Consider the following 20192-nt stretch of genomic DNA (forward strand, 5'->3'; position numbering starts at 1 on the left):
GGCGCGCACTTACGCTGCGCAGCATGTTCAACGGGGACACCCTTGTCAGCTGGCGGCGCCGGGCAACGGCCGGTGCGCTCAGCTTCGCGGCGGCCGGACTGCTGGCCGCCGGCTGCACGCCGGTCGGCGAGCCCGCGACGGCCGCCTCGGGTGCGTCCGGTGCGCCGGTCGCGGCGCCGGTGTTCGACGGCGATCCGCTGCCGTTCGGCCCGGACGGCTTCGGCCGGATAACCGTCGGCATGAAGGAGGAGGAGGCGCTGCTCACCGGCGACCTCCAGGCCACGCCGATCTCCACCGTGCTGGGGCGGAACGTGTACTCGTTCGTCGGCGGCCCGGAGCCGGACCCGAGCCGGATGGCCGCGGACGAGGAGCTGGAGGCCAAGGTCGCGAAGGCGGACGACCCGGCGGCCGCCAACTCGAAGGACAACTTCGCGCAGCTCTACGCGGACTCGACGAAGCGGACGCTGGAGCGCATGCACGCCTACCTGGACGCGGGCGGCGCGTCGTTCCGCGGCGGATACCTGGACAGCATCGCCGCACCGAAGGACGCGGTCACGGCCGAGGGCATCAAGCGCGGCTCGTCCCGTGCCGACCTGGAGGCGGCCTACGAGAACCTCGGCCTGGCCAAGGGCGGCGACGGCAACTACAAGATGCCGGCCGGCCGCGAGTGGCAGCTGATCTTCGAGATGGACCGCGACAAGGTCAAGTACATGTCGCTGGCCCGCCGCCTCTGACGTACGGCCGACAATGATCAGGGCCTCCCGGATGACACATCCGGGAGGCCCTGACCGTTGTGGCTCACGCGTCGGCGAGCGCGGGCTCCGGCGTACCGGTGGCGACGTCCTCGGTGTGCTGCGGCCGCACCACCGGGACCAGTAGCGACAGCGCGACGGCGGTGGCGGCGAGCCCGGTCATCACCCAGAAGGCGGTGGTGTAGCCGGACTCGTACGGCAGGCCGTTCGGCTGCATGTGCCCGGTCACGATCGAGGCGACCACGGCCGTGCCGATGGACGCGCCGATCGTCCGGATGTTGGTGTTCATACCGCTGGCCACGCCGGTCTGGGACGGCGGCACCGCGTGCACGATCAGGTTGATCATCGCGGCGAACGAGACGCCCAGGCCCAGGCCGAAGACCGCGCCGGCGGTGGCGACCTGCCACGGCGCGTGGTGGAACGCCGCGATCGAGGCGCACGCCAGCGCGACCAGCGACGCGCCGATCACCAGCTGCGCCTTGCCGGACAGCCGGGTGTTCAGCGGCCCGCTCAGCGAGCCGGACGCGGCCATCGCGATCAGCATCGGCAGCATCAGCAGGCCGGTCGTGGTCAGGCTGGCGCCGAAGCCGTATCCGGCCGCGACCGGCGTCTGGATCAGTTGCGGCAGGAACGCGTATGCGCCGAACATGCCGGCGCCGAACAGCAGCGCCACCAGGTTCGTGGTCCACACGGCCGGGCGCCGCATCATGCGCATGTCGATCAGCGGGTTCGAGGACCGGAACTCGACCACGATCCAGGTGGCGAGCAGCACCGCGGCCGCGGCCAGCAGCCCGATCACCGGCGCCGAGGTCCATCCCCAGGCCGAGGCCTTGGTGAGCGGCAGCAGCAGTGCGACCAGCCAGGACGACATCAGTGCCGCGGCGAGCCAGTTGATCCTTCCCGGGGTACGGAGCGGGGACTCCGGCACCACCCGCAGCGCGAACGCGGCCACCGTCAGCGCGGCGGCCAGCGGGAGCCAGAACAGCCAGCGCCAGTCGAGCGCGCCGACGACCGGCCCGGCGAGCACGATGCCGACGCCGCCGCCGGCCGCGATGACCGCGGACATACCGCCCACCGCGGACGCGACGCGGGCCGGCGGGAACTCGTCCCGGATGATGCCGAACGCCAGCGGGAAGACCGCACCGCCGAGGCCTTGTAGCACGCGGCCGGCGATGAGCACCGCGATGGTCGGTGCCAGCGCCGCGACCAGGCAGCCGGCCGCGAGCGCGACCAGCGCGGCGACCAGCACGCGGCGTTTGCCGATCATGTCGCCGACCCGGCCGAGCAGCGGCGTGGCGACCGCGGCCGCCAGCAGCCAGGACGTGAAGACCCAGGTCGCGGTGCCGGCGTCGGTGTGCAGGTCGCGCTGGATGGTGGGCAGCACCGGGGTGATCAGGGACTGCATGAGGGAGACGGTGCCCGCGGCGGACGCGAGGATCGCGAACACGCGGGTGGTGCTGGTGCTTGCCATGAGGGCCCTTCGAAGGCATGGAGTTCGACGTGCCTGTTAAAGTGGAGGCACTCCTCCACCTTAGTGGAGGCAAGCCTCCGGTTTCAACCGGGTTCGTCGGGAGGGATGACGTGACGGAGCGGACAACCGCTCTCCGGCGGCCGCAGCGCGCGGACGCCCGGCGCAACTACGACGCGCTGCTGGCCGCCGCGCGCGAGGTCTTCGCGGATAAGGGAACCGAGGCGTCGCTGGAGGAGATCGCCCGCCGGGCCGGTGTCGGCATCGGCACGCTCTACCGCAACTTCCCGGCCCGCCAGGACCTGTTCGAGGCCGTCTACGTCGGCGAGGTCGAGCAGCTGTGCGCGGTCGCGGACGAGGTGGCGGACCTGCCGCCGTGGGACGCGCTGCAGACCTTCCTGCGCCGGTTCGTCGGCTACGCCGCGACCAAGCGTGCGATCAAGGAGGCGCTGAACGCGGAGTCCGCGATGTTCGTCAGCTGCCGCGCCGACATGTACGCGGCCGGCCGCCCGCTCTTCGCCCGCGCCCAGGCCGCCGGCGTGGCCCGCGCGGACGCCACCTTCGACGACGTCCTGCGCATGGTCAGCGGCATCACCGCCGGCGCCTACGTCGACGACGCCCAGCGCGAACGCGTCCTCACCATGGCCCTGGACGGCGTGCGGGCCACGTAGTGGCCAGAGCCCGGAGGGCGACGCCCGGGTTTGGCGTCGCCCTCCGGGCGTCGGGGTTCTGGTGGGGTGGTGTGGGGTGTGGCGTCGTCTTCCGGGCGTCCGGGATTTGGCCGACAATGCAGGGATGCCGGTCGATGCGCATGTGCACTTCTGGAATCCTCAGACGCTGCACTACGCGTGGCTGGCCGGGACGCCGCTGGACCGGCCGTACCGTCCGGTGGATCTTGCCGCCGAGCTCGGTGAGCTGCCCGACCTCGTCATGGTGCAGGCCGACTGTGCCCCGCATCAGGCGCGTGCCGAGGTGGAGTGGATGCGCGCGGCCGCGGACGCCTATCCGCGGATCCGCGGCATGGTCGCCTACGCCCCGCTGGAGACCGGACCGGCCGCGGCCGGCCTGATCGAGGAGTACGCGGCCGACCCGTTCGTCGTCGGCGTCCGCCGGAGCATCCAGGACCAGAAACCCGGCTTCGCCGTGACCGGCCATTTCCGGTACGGCGTGCGCGCGCTCGGCGCCGCCGGCCTGACGTTCGACGCGTGCGTCCGGCACCACCAGCTGCCCGAGCTGGCTGTGCTGGCCCGCGACTGCCCGGGCACCACGATCGTGCTCGACCACCTGGGCAAGCCGCCGGTTGCCACCGGCGAGGGCCGGGACGCCTGGCGTGCCGCGCTGGCCGAGCTGGCCGCGCTCCCGCACGTACGGTGCAAGCTGTCCGGGCTGGTCACCGAGGCGAGCTACGACACCTGGACGCCCGATCAGCTGTACCCCTATCTCGACACGGCGCTGGAGCTGTTCGGCGCGGACCGTTGCCTGTTCGGCAGTGACTGGCCCGTGGTGACGCTCGCCTCCGACTACCGGCACTGGTACGGCACGGTCCGCAATGTGCTCGCGCCCGCGGAACGGCATGCGGTGCTGTCCGGGAATGCGCTCACCGTCTACGGCCTTTCGCGCTGACCGTCCCTTTCTTTGCCGACCGTCGCATTTGCCGCCGAACACCCGTGCCCGCCGGGTCGCGCCCTATCCGATCTGTCTGATCAACCGCTCGGTCAGCCGGTTCGTGGTGTTAAATCAACGTTGAGATGGGCGCTGACTATGAGTGTCGAGGGAGGCCACTCTTCGTAGTCGCTACCAACGTGGAGTCCGAAGCGCAACCGCCCGTTCCGCTCTGCTCCGGGTCATTCGGGCGATCTTCGCCTTGCCTGGTCAGGCATAACTCGGATCGCGTTTTCGATTCAGACCGGATCCATGCAAAGCTTCACTGGTCGCTCATGATCCAAACACCATCCGTATTCGCCGGACGGCGATTCGGACCGTCGCAACTACCGGAGGAAAAGTGGCTAACATCGATACCGCGCTGAAGGATGCGATGTCGATCGACGGAGCCATCGCTGTCGCGCTCGTCGACTACACCAGTGGGCTCACGCTCGGCGTGATGGGTGGCGGACCGGGCATGGACGTGACGATCGCGGCCGCCGGCAACACCGACGTGGTCCGTGCCAAGCTGCGCACGCTGGAGATGCTCGGCCTGCCGGACGGCATCGAGGACATCCTGATCACGCTGGACACGCAGTACCACCTGATCCGGCTGCTCCAGCCGCGCCGTCAGGGCGAGGCGCTGTTCATGTACCTGGCGCTCAGCAAGAGCCGGGCCAACCTGGGCATGGCCCGCCACCAGCTCAAGCGCATCGAGGCCGAGCTCGAGGTCTGAGTCGCACCGCTCGGTCCGGCCCGGCCGTGATCAGTAGATCGCGGGGATGACACCGCGGTGGCACACCGTGGTGCGGAGAAAAGGAAAGCAGTGGCAGAACGAAGCCTGTCCCAGATCGTCACCGACACGGTCCGGGACTTCCGGAACCAGGTGCCCGAGTGCATCGCCTCGGGCTGGGTCGACATGTCGACCGGCATGCTCCTGGTGGCGGACACGCTCGACGACCACCCGACCGAGGTCCTCGACCTCCTCGCGGCCGCGACGTTCGACCTGTTCCAGGGCCGCAACGTCACGATGATCGAGGACATCTGGAAGCAGCAGCGCGGCACGCCGGGCGACGACCGTCACTACTTCCAGGAGATCCTGGTCAACAGCGACAACCTCGTCCACCTGTTCATGCGCAGCGCGTCGAACCAGGACCTGGTCGCGGTCATCGTCTGCCGCCGGCAGGTGAACATCGGCATGCTCTTCGCGCAGGCCCGCATGGTGATGAAGCAGGTCGAAACCGGCTTCGCCGCCGTCTGACCCGGTCCCGGCCGGCCCGCGGGCCGGCCGGAGCGGGAAAGTCTCTTCGCACGCCCCGGGGTTCGCGACGTACGCGGGCCCCGGTATTCGACTGCGCACCGGCGGGGTGCGCGCGGGGGAACGACGTGCCGGTCACGGCGATGACAATGTTTTTGACGGACGCGGGACGGCGATGGCGATGACGGACCCGGCGGACGCCGGCGACCACCCGATACGTGCGCTCGCCGAGGCGCTGCGGATTCCCGGGGCGCGGCGGGTGGCACTCGTCGCGGAGGGCGCGAGCGCGCCGGCCTGGTCGTGCACGCCCGGCGGGCCGGACGAGCCGACCGAGGGTACGGCCACGGTCGCGGTCGTCATGGTGCAGGCGGCGCGCGAACTGCTCCGGCTGACCGCCGGCGGCGACGTCGACGACCTGCTGCTGACCAGCGGCGAGCACTTCCACGTGCTGCGCCTGATCGAGCGCCCCGGCCGGGGCGCCGAGGTCGTGCACCTCACGCTGCAGCGCTCCGCCGCGAACCTGGCGATGGCCCGCCACGAGTTCCGCCGCGCCGCCGCGATCTACCGCGACGGCCCCTACGCCATCGCCGCCACCCCCGGTTCTGCGACACCCCCGGCGGTCCCGGCGCCGCCGGTTCCACCGGCCGCCGAGCCCACGCCCGCCGCGCCGATCATCGTGCTACCCGAAGCCGAGATCCTCCCGCCGGTGCCCGCCCCGGAGTCGCTCGCGGCGCGGCCGGCGGCCGAGATTCCCGTGGCGGCGGAGCCGGTCATGGCCTTGCCGGACGGCGAGGCTTTCGTGGAGTCGGAGCCGTTCGTGGTGCTGCCGGACGGCGAGGCCTCCGTGGAGTCGGAGCCGTTCGTGGCGCTGCCGGATGCCCGGATTTCCGCGGCACCGGAGCCGTATGTGATCCGGCCGGAGGCCGAGGCCTCCGCGGAGCCGGAGGGGAACACGGTGCTGCCGCGAGCCGAGGCGGCCCCGGCGGAGCCGCCCTCGGAGCCGGCGCCGGGCGGTTCCGAGCCCGCATCGGTGGACGCCGCACCCGACTGGCTCGCGCCGGTTGCCGAGACGATGCCGGACGGGCCGGCGATCGATCTGGCGTTCGAGCCCGGCACGCCGGTCGATCCGGAGCCCGGCGCGGTCGGGCACGCCCCGGCCATCGGCATCGCACCGGTGGTCCCCGCCGCGGACGCCGATGCCGAACTGGAGCCGCCGCCGGCGCACGTCTTCCCGGACTTCGTGGTACCGCCGCCCGCTGACGTGTCGCTGCTGCCCGCGGCCGAGGCACCAGACCCGGCCTACCCGCCGGCCTCGGTTTACCCGGCGGATCCGGTTCACCCGGTGGGTCCGGTCTACCCGGCAGGTCCGGTTTATCCGGCGGATTCGGTGCACCCGGCGGATCCGATGGATCCGGCAGATCCGGTGCATCCGACGGACTCGGCCTACCCGCCGCACCCTGGCCTCCCGCCGGATCTCGCCTACCCGGAGGCGTTCGTCGCGGAGCCGCTCGGTCGGGAACCGTTTCCGTCGGCGCCGCCCGGCTTCGCACCGCTGACACCAGTGGCGTCAGCGGAGCCGGCACCCGACGAGCTGACCCCCTACGGTCAGCGGCGCCGTCCCGGCGCGTTCCTCGAGGCGCAGGCCGCCGAGGACGCCGCCACCCAGGAGACCGCCGCCGAGGACGCTGCCACCCTCGACCCCGCCGCCGAGAATCCCGCCACCCTCGAAGCCGCCGCCGTCCGGGAGGCGGCCGGAGACGCACAGGCCGCATATGCGCCCGGCTACCGGGAGCCGGACGCGGCCTGGCCCGGTCACGTGCCGCCGGGCGTGGACTTCCCGGTCACCGGTTCGCCGCCGTACCCGCAGATCGTGGATCTTCCGCCGGATGCGCCCTGGCCAGGGGAGACGATGCCCACGTCCACCCCCACGGGCCCGCTGACCGGGGATACGCTCATTTTCGCCGGCACGGCCGGCGTGGATGACGCGGTGGAGCTGCTGCCGCGCCGCACCGCCCGGGAGGCGCCGGTGCCGGAGCCCGATCCGGGGCCCGAGCTGCCGGCCGAGGCCCTGGACGGCGCGGCGCCGTCGCTGTTCAGCCTGCTGAATCAGCCGTTCACCAACGACTCGCCGACCCTGGATCGCATCATGTCCGCGCTGCGCGATCTGTAGAGCACGCCCACCTGCCGCCCGGAGAGAAACCGTGACGACCATGACCGCACCGCACGACCCGTACCACGCCGCCCGGTCCGAGCTCGCCTCGCTGCGCACGCAGGTGACCGGTGTGAAGGGCAGCATCATCTCCGGCGTGGACGGGCTGCTGGTGCTGCACGACCTGCTGACCCAGGCCGAGCCGCACGACCTGGCCGCGCTGGCCGCGGCCGCGTACGGCATCGGGCGCACCTGCGGCGCCGCGCTCAACCAGGGCAACTTCAGCGAGTGCACGGTACGCAGCCAGGGCGGGTATTTCGCGGTCTACGCGATCGGCGACCTCGCGCTGCTGGCCGTGCTCGGCGACGACGGGCTGAACGTGGCGCGGCTGCACATCGAGGCGCGCGCGGTCGCGGCCCGGCTGTCCACACAGCTCAGCGCGCAGGCGATGCAGCAGAACCTGCTCTGACCCGGCTCGGGTTTTCATGCGCTTGTGCGCATAACGTAACGAACTCTTGACGTAGCGTGTCTGGCCCGATTGCATCGAGATGGCTCCGTGCGATGCGGCACGGGACCGTCGGGAGGTGCTTCGTGGTCAACCTGATTCTGGGGAACTGTCCCGGTTCGTGGGGTGTGCGGTGGGCGGGGCCGGAGCCGCGCCCGCCGTGGCGCCGATTTCTGGACGAGCTGGCCGGTGCCGGTTACGGCTGGCTGGAGCTGGGGCCGTACGGCTATCTGCCGACCGACCCCGGGCGTCTCAACGATGAACTGGCCCGCCGCGGCCTGCGCGTCTGCGCCGGGACCGTGCACGGCTGCGGTGGACTGCACCGGCCGGACGAGTTCGGCGACATCCTGGCCCGCACCCGGCGCGCGGCCGAGCTGGCGGCCGCGACCGGCGCGCACCACCTGGTGTTCGTGCCGGTCCCCGGATACCGGGACGAGTTCACCGGCGCCTGGGCCGAGCCGGACAAGCTGGACGACGACGGCTGGCGGGTACTCGTCCGCACCGCGAACGAGCTGGGCAAACACGTGCTGGGGGAGTACGGGCTGACGCTGTGCTTCCAGCCGCACGCGGACACCTACGTGGAGACCGGCGCGCAGATCGGCCGGTTCCTGGCGGAGACGGACCCGGCGTACGTGTCGCTGTGCCTGGACACCGGGCACCACGCCTATGCCGGCGGTGACCCGGCCGGGCTGATCGCCGAGGCCCCGGACCGGGTCGGCTGCGTGCACGTCAAGCAGATCGACCCGCGGCTGGCGATCCGTGCGCAACGCGAGTCGCTCGCCTACGGCCAGGTGGTCATGCTCGGCGCGGCCTGCGAACCCCCGCACGGCCTGCCGGACCTGCCACCGGTGATGGACGCGCTGCGCGACCGTGGCCGGGACGTGTTCGTGGTGGTGGCGCACGAGCCGCCGCCCGGCCTCGAGGCACCGGCCGTCGTCGCCGCCCGTACCCGGGAGTATCTCCAGTCCTGCTGACCCGTGATCCGGGCGTCGTCCCCGCCGGCCGGCGACGCCCGGGTCCCTTAATTGGCGAAGCCCGGCAGCGACACGTACTGGCCGTCCTCCGGCACCTTGATCCGCTCGCGGACCCGGGTGCCGGTCACCACCAGCGCGGCCGTCACGCCGGGCGCGCGTACGTCGAGCCGGGCCGGCAGCCCGTCCGAGGTCAGCGTCAGGTCGAACGCGGTGTGCGGCGAGCCGGTCACCAGCCCGGCCCGGCGCAGCGCGGCGGTCAGCTGCGGACCGGGCGTCCAGCCGGCCAGCCGGTACCGGAGACCGCCGTCCATGGTCCGCGCGGCGACCGTCATCCGCGCGCCGGTCACGTCCAGCCAGACGAACGGATCGACCTCCGGCAACGGTACGGCCGCGCCGGACCGCCAGTAGTACGTGTTCCGGTCGTCGCCGTCCAGCGCCACCCACTCGTACCCGCGAAACGTCCTGGTCATCGAGTCGAGGTAGCGGACGCCGCCCGCGTCGACGACGCTGAGCGCGTCGATGATCCGGCCCTCGTCGCTGGCGGTGCCGTCGACCGACCAGATCGCGTCGACGCCGCCGAGCGTGCGCATCACGCCGGTCCAGCGGACCGGCCGCTCCGGCAGGATCATGTCGAACGTCGCCCGGTACGACCCGTCGCGCAGCAGCTCGGCTGCGCGGCGGAACTCGGCGACCACCCGGTCGACGGCCGGGCCGGGCACGCGCGGCGCGGCACACCCGGCGAGCAGCAGCCCGCTCAGCAGGACCGCCGCGAACCGCCGCACCCGCCGAGCGTAGCGCCCGTCACCCACGGGAGCGATTGTCCGAGTTTTACGAACCCCTGACCTGCACAAACAACGCAGCGTGCCGCACACTCGACCCGTGGTGAACTGTCGCCGCCCGGCCGTACGCGCGGGCGTGCTCGTCCTGATCAGTATCGGCCTCTGGGCCTGCACGGGCTGCACCTCGACCGGCCCGGGCGGCAAGAGCGAGGCCGAGGTCCCGGCCCGCGCGCACTGCACGCCGCTGTCCGGCGACCCGCTGCCGTCGATGTGCTCGCCGCACGGCCGCACCACCGCCTCCGCGTCCGGCCGCGCCACCGTGCCCGAGCACGTGCCCGCGGCCCCGCACGACGGCCGGCCCACCCGCGGGACCGGCACGCCCCCGCGCACGGACGTCACGCACGACACCGGCGGGACCGTGCCGGCCACGGTGGACGAGCCGGTCTCGCCGGAGCTGATGCCGGAGGCGCCGTTCTCCGCCTGGGGCGTGCCGGCCCCGTGGCTTCCGGAGACCGGCGAACCCGTGCCGGACGCCGGGGAGCCGGTGGTGCCGGAGCACACCGCGGAGCCCGTCCCGCCGGTCACCGAGGAGCCGATCACACGGTACGAGGAGCCGGTGCCGCCCGAGCCGGAACCCGTGCCGTCCGGCGCTCCGGTGGAGGCCGCCCTGGATGCCTGATCCGCTGCTCCCGGCACAGCCGGCCGGACCCGGACGCCCGGTCGCCGCCGGGCCCCCGGCCGTGCCGGAGTCGCCGCCCGTGCCGGAGCCGCCGGCCGTGGCGGGGTCGCCGGCCGTGGCGGGGCCGCCGGCCGTGGCGGGGGACAGCGTGCGGGCCGGGTTGCTGTGGGGCAGCGCGATGTGGCGGGTGGCCGGCACGGTCGCCACCCAGACCGCGCTGATCAGCGCCGTCCTCTACTACTTCGGCACGATCCGGCTGCGCGCCACGTTCGACTACTTCGGCGTGGACGCGTCCGCGCTCGGCTTCTCCGTCGCCGACCACCTGATCCACAGCGTGAACGCCGCGTTCCAGCCGCTGGTCTTCGCCGGGCTGGCCGCGCTGCCCGCGCTCACGCTGCACCGGCGGATCGTGGTCCCGGTGCTGCGCGGTACCGCCACGCCCCGGCGCGTCCGCTGGATCCGGCGGGTCGCGCGCGCCTGCCGTACCGCCGGGATCGCGGGTGGTGGGGTGGTGACCGCCGGCCTGCTGGACCGGGGCGGCATCGGCCAGCCGCTCGGCATCGGCCTGCCGCTGATCCTGGCCGCGTCCGTCGCGCTGATGGCCTACGGGCACGTGCTGATGGGCCAGCCGCACCAGCCGGCGGAGGCTGCGATTCCGGTGCGGCTGCGCAGCCTGGCCCTGGCCGTGCTGGCCGTCACCGGGCTGCTCTGGGCCACCGGCCTGTACGCGCAGCGGATCGGCCGCGACTACGCCCGATACCTGGCGGCGAACCTGGACGCGCGCCCGCGGGTGGTGCTCTACGCGCCGGAGCGGCTGGCGATCGCGGGGGACGGCGTCGCGTCGCAGGACCTCGGCGAGCAGGCCGGCCGGTACCGTGTCCGCTACTGGAACCTGCGGCTGCTCGCCCAGCGCAACGACCTTCTCCTGCTGCTGCCGGACTCGTGGCGCCCCGGGACCGGCCCGGTCTACGTGGTGCCGGCCGCCGGTACCCGCCTCGATCTCACGGTGCCGCCCCGCTAGGCTTCCCGACTCGTGACCCCTCGTATCAGTCTGCGGTTCGCCGCCGTCCTCATCGCCCTCGTCCCGGCCGCGGCCGCCTGCGCCACCGGCCCCGAGGGGGCGAGCCCCGCGGCCTCCGCCTCCTCGTCCTCCGCGGCACCGGCCGGCCCGCCCGCCGCCGCCGAGGCCGCCCGGGTCGGGGCCGCCGACAGCGGCTGCCCGATGCCCGTGTCGTTCGGCATCGCGGCGTCCTGGACGCCGAAGGCGGTGGACACCGCCGCGCTGGGCCCGGACCTGGCCGCCGCGCTCGGCAAGGGCGGGATGGTGCCGGTGTGCGAGATCGACGCCAAGCCGGCCGGCAACATCGGCTTCATCCGGGTCTACACCGGCGAGCACGGCGACCTGCGCGCCACGCTGACCTCGTTCGCCGGCGAGGGTGCGCAGGCGCCCGCGTTCACCGAGCTGCGGATCGGCGGCAAGCCGGCCGTGGAGATCACCTACACGTCCACCAGCGAGCTCGACGGTACGGTGGAGAAGGAGGTCGCGTTCGCGGTGGAGACCTCCCGGGGCGTCGTCGCGGTCGCGCTGGACTCGTTCGACGACGAGGAGCACGCGGCCATGCTGCCCGCCTACGAGCTGGCGAAGTCGACGCTGACCGTCACCGGCTGATCAGCAGCGCCCCGTTCCCCAGGCGACGCAGACGTCGCGCGCCTGGGAACGGGTGCGCAGCTCGGCCGTACCCCCGCGATTGCTCATGATCTTCTCGGTCTTGTTCCAGTGCCGGGCCAGGCCGTCGGAGGTGCCGGTCGCCGCGTACAGGTCGAACGACGCGCCCGGGTCCAGCACCGCGGCCGAGGTGATCGGGTAGACGTGCGGGCCGGTCGCGACGGTGTGGCCGAACAGGTTGACCGGGGCCGCACCGGTGTTCGTGACCCGGATCAGCTCCGGATCGGTGGGCCGGGCGGACAGCGCCACCGTGCCGGCCAGCGTGCGGCAGCCGGCCACGCACGGGTAGAGGTCCTGTGCGCGCAGGTCACCCTGCGGGTCGAAGAGGTAGGCGCCGTCCCCGATCGCGGTCGCGTCCCACGACGGGTTCTCGAAGATCGGCTCGGACAGGCCCCAGTATTTGTGCGTCGCGGTGGAGACGCCGTGGCCGGTGTGCACGAAGATCGCGCCGCCGGACGGCACGGACGTGCCGGGCCGGAACGTGTAGCGGCGTAACCCGGAGTCGCGCACCCACCAGCCGCCGAGCGGGATCGCGGAGCCGGAGTTGTTGCCGATCCGGATCCACTCGCCGTTGATGTTCGCCGAGTCGCTGCCGTCCGCGTCCGGGTTCACCCACACGTCCAGCGCCGCGGTCGGGTACGGCCCGGCGCCACACCGGTCCCGGTCGTAGAGGTTCCGCCCGGCCCGCGCCGCGAGCTGTGCCGCCTGCCGGTACGGCGCGTTCCACGCGGTCTCGCCGCCGCTGCTGAGCATCCACATCGCGTGCCCCTCGCGGATCAGGATCTGTCCGGCGTCCCGCCACACGCCGCCGATCCGCACCGACATCGAGCGCAGCGCCCGGCCGCGGGACTGGCTGTCCGGGTGCTGCGCGGTCAGCCGGACCAGGCCGCCGCTCCACCGGATCAGCTCCTCCAGCCGCGCGGTCGCGGCCAGCGCGTGGCACTCACCGCGGCGCTTCGCCGTGACGCTGGAGTAGACGTGCTGCTCCATCGCCTGCACGCCGATGAGCCGGATCGGCAGCGGCGTGCCGGTACCGTCGCCGAACACGTCGACCGCGACCGTGTCGCCGTCCGACACGTGGTCGACCCGGCCGGCCCAGATCCGGCACACCGGCCCGCTCCCGTCCGGGCGGCACCGTCCGGTGGCCGCGGCCTGGGCGGGCGCGGCGGGCAGCGCCACGAGGAGCGCGGTGGCGAGGGCGAGGAGTCGGCGCATTCCGGCACCTTCGGCGCGCGGCCCGGCGCGCTGATGGCGGTGCGGGAGCGGTCCGGTTGCGAGTCGCTAAGCTCAAGATCGTTTCCGTCCGTCGACAAGGAGCTCAGCTGATGGCCCGCGCGCGACTCACGCTCGACCCGGCGTTCACGATCGGTGCCGTCCGGCGGCGGCTGTTCGGCGGCTTCGTCGAGCACCTCGGCCGGCACATCTACGACGGCATCCATGAGCCGGGCCACCCGTCCGCCGGCCCGGACGGGTTCCGCCGGGACGTGGTCGATCTGGTCAAGGAACTGGGCGTGTCCGCCATCCGGTACCCCGGCGGCAACTTCGTCTCCGGCTACAACTGGGAGGACGGCGTCGGCCCGGTCGCGGACCGCCCGCGCCGCCTCGACCTCGCCTGGCACTCCACCGAGACGAACCAGGTGGGCCTGCACGAGTTCCAGACCTGGCTGGACCTGGTCGGCTCCGAACTGATGCTGGCCGTCAACCTCGGCACCCGCGGCGTCAAGGAGGCGATCGAGCTGCTGGAGTACGCGAACATCGCCGGCGGCACCGCGCTGAGCGAGCAGCGGCGGGCCAACGGCCGCGCGGAGCCGTTCGGCATCCGGATGTGGTGTCTCGGCAACGAGATGGACGGGCCCTGGCAGCTCGGCCGGCGCGACGCGGAGGACTACGGCAAGCTCGCCTCGATGACCGCGAACGCGATGCGGCAGATCGACCCGGGCCTCGAACTGGTCGTCTGCGGCTCCTCCGCGCGCAGCATGCCCACGTTCGGCTCCTGGGAGCGGACCGTGCTGGAGCACGCGTACGACGAGGTCGACTACATCTCCTGCCACGCCTACTACGAGCCGGCCGACGGTGACTACGCGAGCTTCCTGGCGTCCGGCACGGACATGGACGCGTTCATCGACGCGGTGGTCGCGACCGCGGACCACGTGCGCGCGGTCAAGCGCAGCGACAAGCGGATCGACATCTCGTTCGACGAGTGGAACGTGTGGTACGCCTCCCGGTGGAACGCGATCGAGGACAACCTGCCGATCGACCACTGGCCGGTCGCGCCGCGGCTGCTGGAGGACGTCTACTCGGTCGTCGACGCGGTCACGTTCGGCGGCCTGCTCATCTCGCTGCTCAATCACGCGGACCGGGTGACCTCGGCCAGCCTCGCCCAGCTGGTCAACGTGATCGGCCCGATCATGACCGAGCCGGGCGGCCCGGCGTGGCGGCAGACCACGTTCTTCCCGTTCGCGCTGACCTCCCGGCTGGCCCGCGGCGACGCGCTGCGGGTGCTGGTCGACGCGGACACCGTGCCCACCGCCAAGTACGGCGACGTGCCGGTGGTGTCCGCGGCGGCCACGTCGTCCGGCACCGGCGTGTCGCTCTTCCTGCAGAACCGGCACCTCACCGAGCCGGCCACGGTCACGGCCGACCTGCGCGGCGCCGCGGTCACCACGGTCACCGCGCAGGGCATCTGGGACGACGACATGCACGCGGCGAACACGCCGGCCGACCGCGAGCGGGTCGCGCTGCGCACCAACGACTCGGCGCGGCTGGCGGACGGCACGCTCACCGTCACGCTGCCGCCGGTCTCCTGGACCGCGGTCTCGCTGGCCTGACGTCGAGGCGCCGGCCCGCGGCGCCGCGGGCCGGTCAGACGGTCAGCGGCACCGCGGTGCCGGTAACCGGGATCCCGGCGGAGGTCTCCGCCGGGACGGTGACGGTCAGCACGCTCGGGCGGCCCATGTCGTACCCCTGGTGGATCGTGATGGTCTCCGGCGCGGGCCCGAGGGAGCGCAGGTAGCCGCCGAACGCCGCGGCTGCCGCGCCGGTGGCCGGGTCCTCGACGACGCCGCCGGGCGGGAACGGGTTGCGGGCGTGGAAGACGGTGTCCGACTCGCGGTGCACCAGCATGATCGTGGTCCAGTCGCGGGCGGCCATCAGCGCGGCGAGCGTGCCCAGGTCGTAGTCGAGTTTCGCGAGCCGGGCCCGGGTGCGGGCGGCGAGCACGGGATGCCACGCCCCGGCGAACGCGGCCCGTGGCGGCAGCGCCGGATCGAGGTCGTCCCGGGACCAGCCGAGGATGTCCAGCAGCGGGTCCAGGTCCTCGAGATCCGCGGTGCGCGGTGCGACGCTGACCAGCGTGGCGGTACGCCCGGTGGTGGTGACCGGGACCAGCCCGGCGCGGGTGTGCAGGCGCAGCTGCCCGGGGCCGTGCCGGTCGGCGTGGGCGACCGCGGTGGCGATCGTGGCGTGGCCGCAGAACGGCACCTCGGCGAGCGGGCTGAAGTAGCGGACGTCGTGCTCGCCGTCCGGGCGGGGGAGCAGGAACGCGGTCTCGGAGTAGCCGACCTCCGCGGCCACGGCCAGCATCTCGGACTCGGTGGCGCCGGTGGCGTCGAGGACCACCCCGGCCGGGTTGCCGCCGGCCGGGTCGTCGCTGAACGCGGTGTAACGAAGGATCTGCATGCCGCCGACGCTATGGCCGGCGGGAATCCCGGGTCGAGGTCCAATCCGCGACCCGCGGCCCATGGCTATCGACGTGGTGGCGGAGCCGTGCTGGAGCGTTCGACCAGCCGCGTGGGGACCAGCGTGGTGCCGGGCGCGGTGCCCTCGTGCCGTATCTGGCGCAGCACCATCTGCACGCACCGCCGCCCCATCTCCGCGAAGTCCTGGTGCACCGTGGTCAGCGGCGGCAGGAAGTTGCGCGATTCCGGGATGTCGTCGAAGCCGACCACGCTGATCTCGCCCGGCACCGACCGCCCGCGCTCGTGGAACGCCCGCAGCAGCCCGAGCGCCATCTGGTCGTTGGACGCGAACACCGCGGTGCACGAGGGGTCGCCGGCCAGTTGCAGCCCGGCCGCGTAGCCGGAGTCAGCCGACCAGTCGCCGACCAGCGGTGCCGGGACCGGCGCACCGGCCTCGGTCAGCACCGACCGCCAGGCCGCGGCCCGCCGCTCGCTGGCGAACGACGACGACGGCCCGGTCACGTGGTGCACGGTGGGGTGGCCGAGCGCGAGCAGGTGACGCACGGCCGCACGGGCGCCGTCCGCCTGGTCGGTGTCGACCACGGTGTAGGTGTCGCCGGCGTCGGAGTCGACCACCACGACCTGGACGCCCGGCGGCAGCGTGATCCGGGTGGTGTCCAGCAGGTGCACCTCCATGATCACGATGGCGCCGTCGACGGCCAGCTCGCCGAGCCGGGTGAACGCGCCGAGCACGCCGTCCTGGGTCGGTGCCGCGACCGGGATGATCGTGATCGCGTAGCCCTCCCGGGCCGCGTGGTTCGCGATCGCCTCGACCGTGCGGCTGTTACCGGTGGTGGCCAGCGTGAACAGGATGACGCCGATGGTCCGGAACTCGCCGCGCTTGAGCGCCCGGGCCGCGCTGTTCGGCCGGTAGCCCAGCTCCTTCATGGCGGCGAGCACCTGGGCACGGGTGGAGCCGACCACGCCGGGATGGCCCGTGGAGACGCGCGAGACGGTCTGGGCCGACACGCCCGCCAGCCGGGCCACGTCGGCCATCGAGACCCCTCGTTTACGCCGCCGGGGCGAGGCGCTCTCAGGATTTTCCGAGGTGAACAACCCTCACGCCTTCTCTTGACGAGCCGTGGACGTGGTGAAACTATCACCGCACGATGTTTACGTAAACATTGCGCTCCCATGAAGGCCGTTATCGGATCGAAACACCTTACCCCCGATGAACGAAGCCCTACTGAGCTGTATGTTTGCGCAAACATAGCAGTGTTGCTAGGGGGTACATGGGATGACTACGGCGCAAGCGGCGCTTCCGAAGCCGCGCCGTCGGCGATCGTGGACCGGGTGGCAGTTCGTGGGGCCGTTCATGGCCGTCTTCGCGCTGGTCTTCCTCGCTCCGATCGCATATTCGATCTACATCAGCCTGTTCAAGACCCGGCTGATCGGCGGCACCTCGTTCGTCGGCCTGGAGAACTACCAGCAGGCGCTGACCGATCCGAACTTCTGGGACGGCCTGTTCCGGGTGGGGATCTTCCTGGTCGTCCAGGTGCCGATCATGCTGGGCCTGGCGCTGCTGGCCGCGCTCGCCATCGACAGCGGGCGGCTGCACGGCGCGAGCTTCTTCCGCATCACGATCTTCCTGCCCTACGCGGTGCCGGCCGTGGTCGCCGCGATCATGTGGGGCTTCATGTACGGCAACCAGTTCGGCCTGGTCGGCAACATCAACGAGGCCTTCGGGATCAACATCCCGGCGCCGCTGGGGCCGGACTGGATCCTCGCCAGCATCGGCAACATCGTGACCTGGGAGTTCGTCGGCTACAACATGCTGATCTTCTACAGCGCGCTGCGGGTCATCCCGTCCTCGCTGTACGAGGCGGCGGAGATCGACGGTGCCGGCCAGTTCCGGATCATCCGCTCGATCAAGCTGCCGGCCATCCGGGGCGCGCTGGTCATCGCCACGATCTTCTCCATCATCGGCAGCTTCCAGCTCTTCACCGAGCCGTCGATCCTGCAGAAGCTCGCGCCGAACGCGATCACCACGTTCTTCACGCCGAACTACTACGCGTACTCGCTGTCGTTCAACGGCCAGCAGTACAACTACTCGGCGACCATCGCGATCATCATGGGCCTGGTCACCATGATCATCGCCTACGTGATCCAGCTGCGCGGCATGCGGAAGGGGAGCTGAGCGATGACGACGCTCCAGGAAGCACCGGCCACGCGGTCGGCGCCGAAGAAGAAGGTCAGGCGGTACAGCACCAAGCCGCGCAAGAGCATCACGCTCACGCTGGCCACCGGCGTCATCCTGCTCTACAGCGTGGTGCCGCTGCTCTGGCTGGTCATCAACGCCACCAAGAGCCGCGAGGGACTGACCGACTCGTTCGGCCTGTGGTTCGCCGACGGTGAGTTCCTGCTCTGGGACAACATCGTCAGCACACTGACGTACAACGACGGGATCTTCGGCCGCTGGTTCCTCAACACGCTGCTCTACGTGGTGGCCGGCGCCGGTGGCGCCACGTTCCTGGCCGTGCTCGGCGGCTACGGCCTGGCGAAGTTCAACTTCCCCGGCCGGGGCGGCGTCTTCGCGGTCGTGATCGGCGCGGTCGCGGTGCCCGGCACGGCGCTCGCGGTCCCCACGTTCCTCATGTTCAGCCAGATGGGCTTGACGGACACCCCCTGGGCGATCATCATTCCGTCACTGATCTCGCCGTTCGGTCTGTACCTGATGTGGACGTTCGCGAACGACGCGATCCCCACCGAACTGCTCGAGGCGGCGCGGGTGGACGGGTCCGGCGAGTTCCGGACGTTCTTCCAGGTCGGCATCCCCCTGCTGGCCCCCGGCATCGTCACGGTTCTGCTCTTCACCACGGTCGCGACCTGGAACAATTACTTCCTGCCGCTGATCATGCTGAAGGACCCGGACTGGTACCCGCTGACGCTCGGTCTGAACGCGTGGAACGCGCAGGCGACGACGAACGGCGGCGAGGTCATCTTCCACCTGGTGATCACCGGATCCCTCCTGATGATCATCCCGCTGATCGCGGCGTTCCTGCTGCTCCAGCGCTACTGGCAGTCGGGCCTGGCGGCCGGCAGCGTCAAGGAATGACCGGTTCCCCGCCGGTCACCACGACTTTTCGGGCACCCAATCAAAATTTCCGGAAGGAACACCCAGAATGATGTACACCTCTCGGCGCAACCTGCTGCGCCTGGCCGGCGCGGTCGGCGTGGCCTCCGTGCTCGCGGCCTGCGGTGGCGGCGGCGACTCCGGCACCGGCGGCGAGACCGTCTCCGCGGACGACGTCACCAAGGCGCTCGAGGAGGGCGGCGAGCTGCTGATCTGGTCGTGGGACACCACGATCAAGCCGACCGCCGATGCGTTCATGGCCAAGTACCCCAAGGTCAAGATCAACGTCGTCAACGCGGGTACGAACGCCGATCAGTACGTGGCGCTGCAGAACGCGCTGCAGGCCGGTAAGGGCGTGCCGGACCTCGCGCACATCGAGTATTACGCGCTGTCCCAGTTCGCGCTGCAGAAGCAGGTCGCGGACCTGACCGGCTTCGGCGCCCCGGCGCTGAAGGACAAGTTCGCGCCCGGCCCGTGGAACGGCGTCACCCCGAACGGCGGCGTCTTCGGCCTGCCGCTCGACTCCGGCCCGATGGTCCTCTACTACAACGAAGAGGTCTTCAAGAAGCACAACGTGGCGGTGCCGGCCACCTGGGACGAGTATTACGAGGCCGCGAAGAAGCTGCACGCCGCGGACCCGAAGGTGTTCATCGCGGCGGACTCCGGCGACGCCGGCACCACCACCTCGATGATCTGGCAGGCCGGCGGCAAGCCGTACACCGTCGAGGGGCAGAACGTCACGATCAACTTCGCCGACGCCGGTGCGCAGAAGTACACCGCGCTGTGGCAGAAGATGATCGACGAGAAGCTGCTGTCGAACATCTCCGGCTGGACCGACGAGTGGTTCCAGGCGCTGGGCAACGGCACGCTGGCCACCCTGGTCGTCGGCGCCTGGATGCCGAGCAACCTGGTCTCCGGCGCGCCGAACGGTGCCGGCAAGTGGCGCGTCGCGCCGATGCCGCAGTGGGAGGCGGGCGGCACCGCCACCGCCGAGAACGGCGGCTCCGCGATGTCGGTCATGGAGGCCTCCACCCGCAAGGCGCTCGCCTACGGCTTCCTGGAGTACCTGACCAACGGCGAGGGCGTGAAGACCCGCCTGGACAACGGCGCGTTCCCGGCCACCACGGCCGACCTGAACTCGCCGGAGTTCCAGGCCAAGGAGTTCGAGTACTTCGGCGGCCAGAAGATCAACGAGCTGTTCGCCCAGTCCTCCGCGAACGTGGTACCGGGCTGGCAGTACCTGCCGTTCCAGGTCTACGCGAACTCGATCTTCAAGGACACGGCCGGCCAGGCGTACATCACGCCCACCAAGCTGGCCGACGGCCTGAAGGCGTGGCAGGACGCGTCCGTCAAGTACGGCAACGAGCAGGGCTTCACCGTCAAGTAGGTCCCCCTCGTGTCACCCGCGCCGGGTCCTCCATCGGGCCCGGCGCGGCCATGAACCACACCCA

Annotated in this window: 20 protein-coding genes; 15 read left to right on the forward strand and 5 right to left on the reverse strand. The window is 71.8% G+C overall.

Annotated elements, in window-relative coordinates:
* Positions 1 to 23 precede the first annotated feature (23 nt).
* Positions 24 to 734 (forward strand): hypothetical protein, encoded by a 711-nt coding sequence (locus tag J2S42_RS39730; RefSeq protein ID WP_307247926.1) that lies wholly within the window; start codon positions 24 to 26, stop codon positions 732 to 734.
* A gap of 64 nt (positions 735 to 798) precedes the next feature.
* Here the strand turns inward: J2S42_RS39730 and J2S42_RS39735 are convergent, their stop codons facing one another.
* Positions 799 to 2223, reverse strand: a complete 1425-nt coding sequence (locus tag J2S42_RS39735) for an MFS transporter (RefSeq protein ID WP_307247928.1) — start codon at positions 2221 to 2223, stop codon at positions 799 to 801.
* Positions 2224 to 2333: 110 nt separating this feature from the next.
* Between J2S42_RS39735 and J2S42_RS39740 the strand changes: the two genes are divergently transcribed.
* The 7 genes from J2S42_RS39740 (at position 2334) to J2S42_RS39770 (ending at position 8747) form a co-directional block, all read left to right on the forward strand.
* Positions 2334 to 2891 (forward strand): TetR/AcrR family transcriptional regulator, encoded by a 558-nt coding sequence (locus J2S42_RS39740; RefSeq protein ID WP_307247930.1) that lies wholly within the window; start codon positions 2334 to 2336, stop codon positions 2889 to 2891.
* A gap of 124 nt (positions 2892 to 3015) precedes the next feature.
* Positions 3016 to 3843, forward strand: a complete 828-nt coding sequence (locus J2S42_RS39745) for an amidohydrolase family protein (protein ID WP_307247931.1) — start codon at positions 3016 to 3018, stop codon at positions 3841 to 3843.
* A gap of 379 nt (positions 3844 to 4222) precedes the next feature.
* Entirely contained in the window at positions 4223 to 4597 is a 375-nt protein-coding gene (locus J2S42_RS39750; protein WP_306830111.1) for a roadblock/LC7 domain-containing protein, read from the forward strand.
* Positions 4598 to 4687: 90 nt separating this feature from the next.
* Positions 4688 to 5122: a hypothetical protein gene (locus tag J2S42_RS39755; protein ID WP_307247933.1), complete on the forward strand. Its 435-nt coding sequence runs from the start codon at positions 4688 to 4690 to the stop codon at positions 5120 to 5122.
* 178 nt (positions 5123 to 5300) lie between these two features.
* Complete coding sequence (locus J2S42_RS39760) at positions 5301 to 7289, forward strand: roadblock/LC7 domain-containing protein (RefSeq protein ID WP_307247934.1); 1989 nt, start codon at positions 5301 to 5303, stop codon at positions 7287 to 7289.
* Between the two features lie 40 nt (positions 7290 to 7329).
* Positions 7330 to 7737 carry a roadblock/LC7 domain-containing protein gene (locus J2S42_RS39765; protein WP_307247936.1) on the forward strand — a complete coding sequence of 136 codons (408 nt, stop codon included), beginning with the start codon at positions 7330 to 7332 and terminating at the stop codon, positions 7735 to 7737.
* 122 nt (positions 7738 to 7859) lie between these two features.
* The gene (locus J2S42_RS39770) at positions 7860 to 8747 is read left to right on the forward strand and encodes a sugar phosphate isomerase/epimerase family protein (protein WP_307247939.1); all 888 of its coding nucleotides are present in this window, start codon (positions 7860 to 7862) and stop codon (positions 8745 to 8747) included.
* Positions 8748 to 8794: 47 nt separating this feature from the next.
* On the opposite strand, the gene J2S42_RS39775 is transcribed toward J2S42_RS39770, so the two are convergent.
* The gene (locus J2S42_RS39775) at positions 8795 to 9529 is read right to left on the reverse strand and encodes a hypothetical protein (protein ID WP_307247940.1); all 735 of its coding nucleotides are present in this window, start codon (positions 9527 to 9529) and stop codon (positions 8795 to 8797) included.
* Positions 9530 to 9626: 97 nt separating this feature from the next.
* Between J2S42_RS39775 and J2S42_RS39780 the strand changes: the two genes are divergently transcribed.
* From J2S42_RS39780 to J2S42_RS39790, 3 genes are read left to right on the forward strand one after another with little or no spacing between them, the layout of a single operon-like run.
* Positions 9627 to 10205 (forward strand): hypothetical protein, encoded by a 579-nt coding sequence (locus J2S42_RS39780; RefSeq protein ID WP_307247942.1) that lies wholly within the window; start codon positions 9627 to 9629, stop codon positions 10203 to 10205.
* Entirely contained in the window at positions 10198 to 11226 is a 1029-nt protein-coding gene (locus tag J2S42_RS39785) for a hypothetical protein (protein ID WP_307247944.1), read from the forward strand. Before J2S42_RS39780 ends, J2S42_RS39785 begins: the two co-directional genes overlap by 8 nt.
* Positions 11227 to 11238: 12 nt before the next feature.
* The gene (locus J2S42_RS39790) at positions 11239 to 11874 is read left to right on the forward strand and encodes a lipoprotein (RefSeq protein ID WP_307247946.1); all 636 of its coding nucleotides are present in this window, start codon (positions 11239 to 11241) and stop codon (positions 11872 to 11874) included.
* On the opposite strand, the gene J2S42_RS39795 is transcribed toward J2S42_RS39790, so the two are convergent.
* Positions 11875 to 13146 carry a lamin tail domain-containing protein gene (locus J2S42_RS39795; protein WP_307247948.1) on the reverse strand — a complete coding sequence of 424 codons (1272 nt, stop codon included), beginning with the start codon at positions 13144 to 13146 and terminating at the stop codon, positions 11875 to 11877.
* Positions 13147 to 13256: 110 nt separating this feature from the next.
* On the opposite strand from J2S42_RS39795, the gene arfA reads away from it, so the two are divergent.
* Positions 13257 to 14759 (forward strand): arabinosylfuranosidase ArfA, encoded by a 1503-nt coding sequence (gene arfA, locus J2S42_RS39800; RefSeq protein WP_307247951.1) that lies wholly within the window; start codon positions 13257 to 13259, stop codon positions 14757 to 14759.
* 34 nt (positions 14760 to 14793) lie between these two features.
* Here arfA and J2S42_RS39805 read toward each other — a convergent pair whose 3' ends face one another.
* Positions 14794 to 15609, reverse strand: coding sequence for a PhzF family phenazine biosynthesis protein (locus J2S42_RS39805; protein WP_307247952.1), 816 nt, complete (start codon positions 15607 to 15609; stop codon positions 14794 to 14796).
* A 65-nt stretch (positions 15610 to 15674) separates the two neighbouring features.
* Positions 15675 to 16664, reverse strand: coding sequence for a LacI family DNA-binding transcriptional regulator (locus tag J2S42_RS39810; protein ID WP_307247954.1), 990 nt, complete (start codon positions 16662 to 16664; stop codon positions 15675 to 15677).
* 319 nt (positions 16665 to 16983) lie between these two features.
* On the opposite strand from J2S42_RS39810, the gene J2S42_RS39815 reads away from it, so the two are divergent.
* The 3 genes from J2S42_RS39815 (at position 16984) to J2S42_RS39825 (ending at position 20128) form a co-directional block, all read left to right on the forward strand.
* A complete protein-coding gene (locus tag J2S42_RS39815) occupies positions 16984 to 17805 on the forward strand; it encodes a carbohydrate ABC transporter permease (RefSeq protein ID WP_370879351.1) in 822 nt (273 codons plus the stop codon).
* 3 nt (positions 17806 to 17808) lie between these two features.
* Positions 17809 to 18723 carry a carbohydrate ABC transporter permease gene (locus J2S42_RS39820; protein ID WP_307247957.1) on the forward strand — a complete coding sequence of 305 codons (915 nt, stop codon included), beginning with the start codon at positions 17809 to 17811 and terminating at the stop codon, positions 18721 to 18723.
* 67 nt (positions 18724 to 18790) lie between these two features.
* Positions 18791 to 20128 carry an ABC transporter substrate-binding protein gene (locus J2S42_RS39825; RefSeq protein WP_307247959.1) on the forward strand — a complete coding sequence of 446 codons (1338 nt, stop codon included), beginning with the start codon at positions 18791 to 18793 and terminating at the stop codon, positions 20126 to 20128.
* The last annotated feature ends 64 nt before the right edge of the window (positions 20129 to 20192 follow it).

The sequence above is a fragment of the Catenuloplanes indicus genome, assembly GCF_030813715.1.
GTDB lineage: Bacteria > Actinomycetota > Actinomycetes > Mycobacteriales > Micromonosporaceae > Catenuloplanes > Catenuloplanes indicus.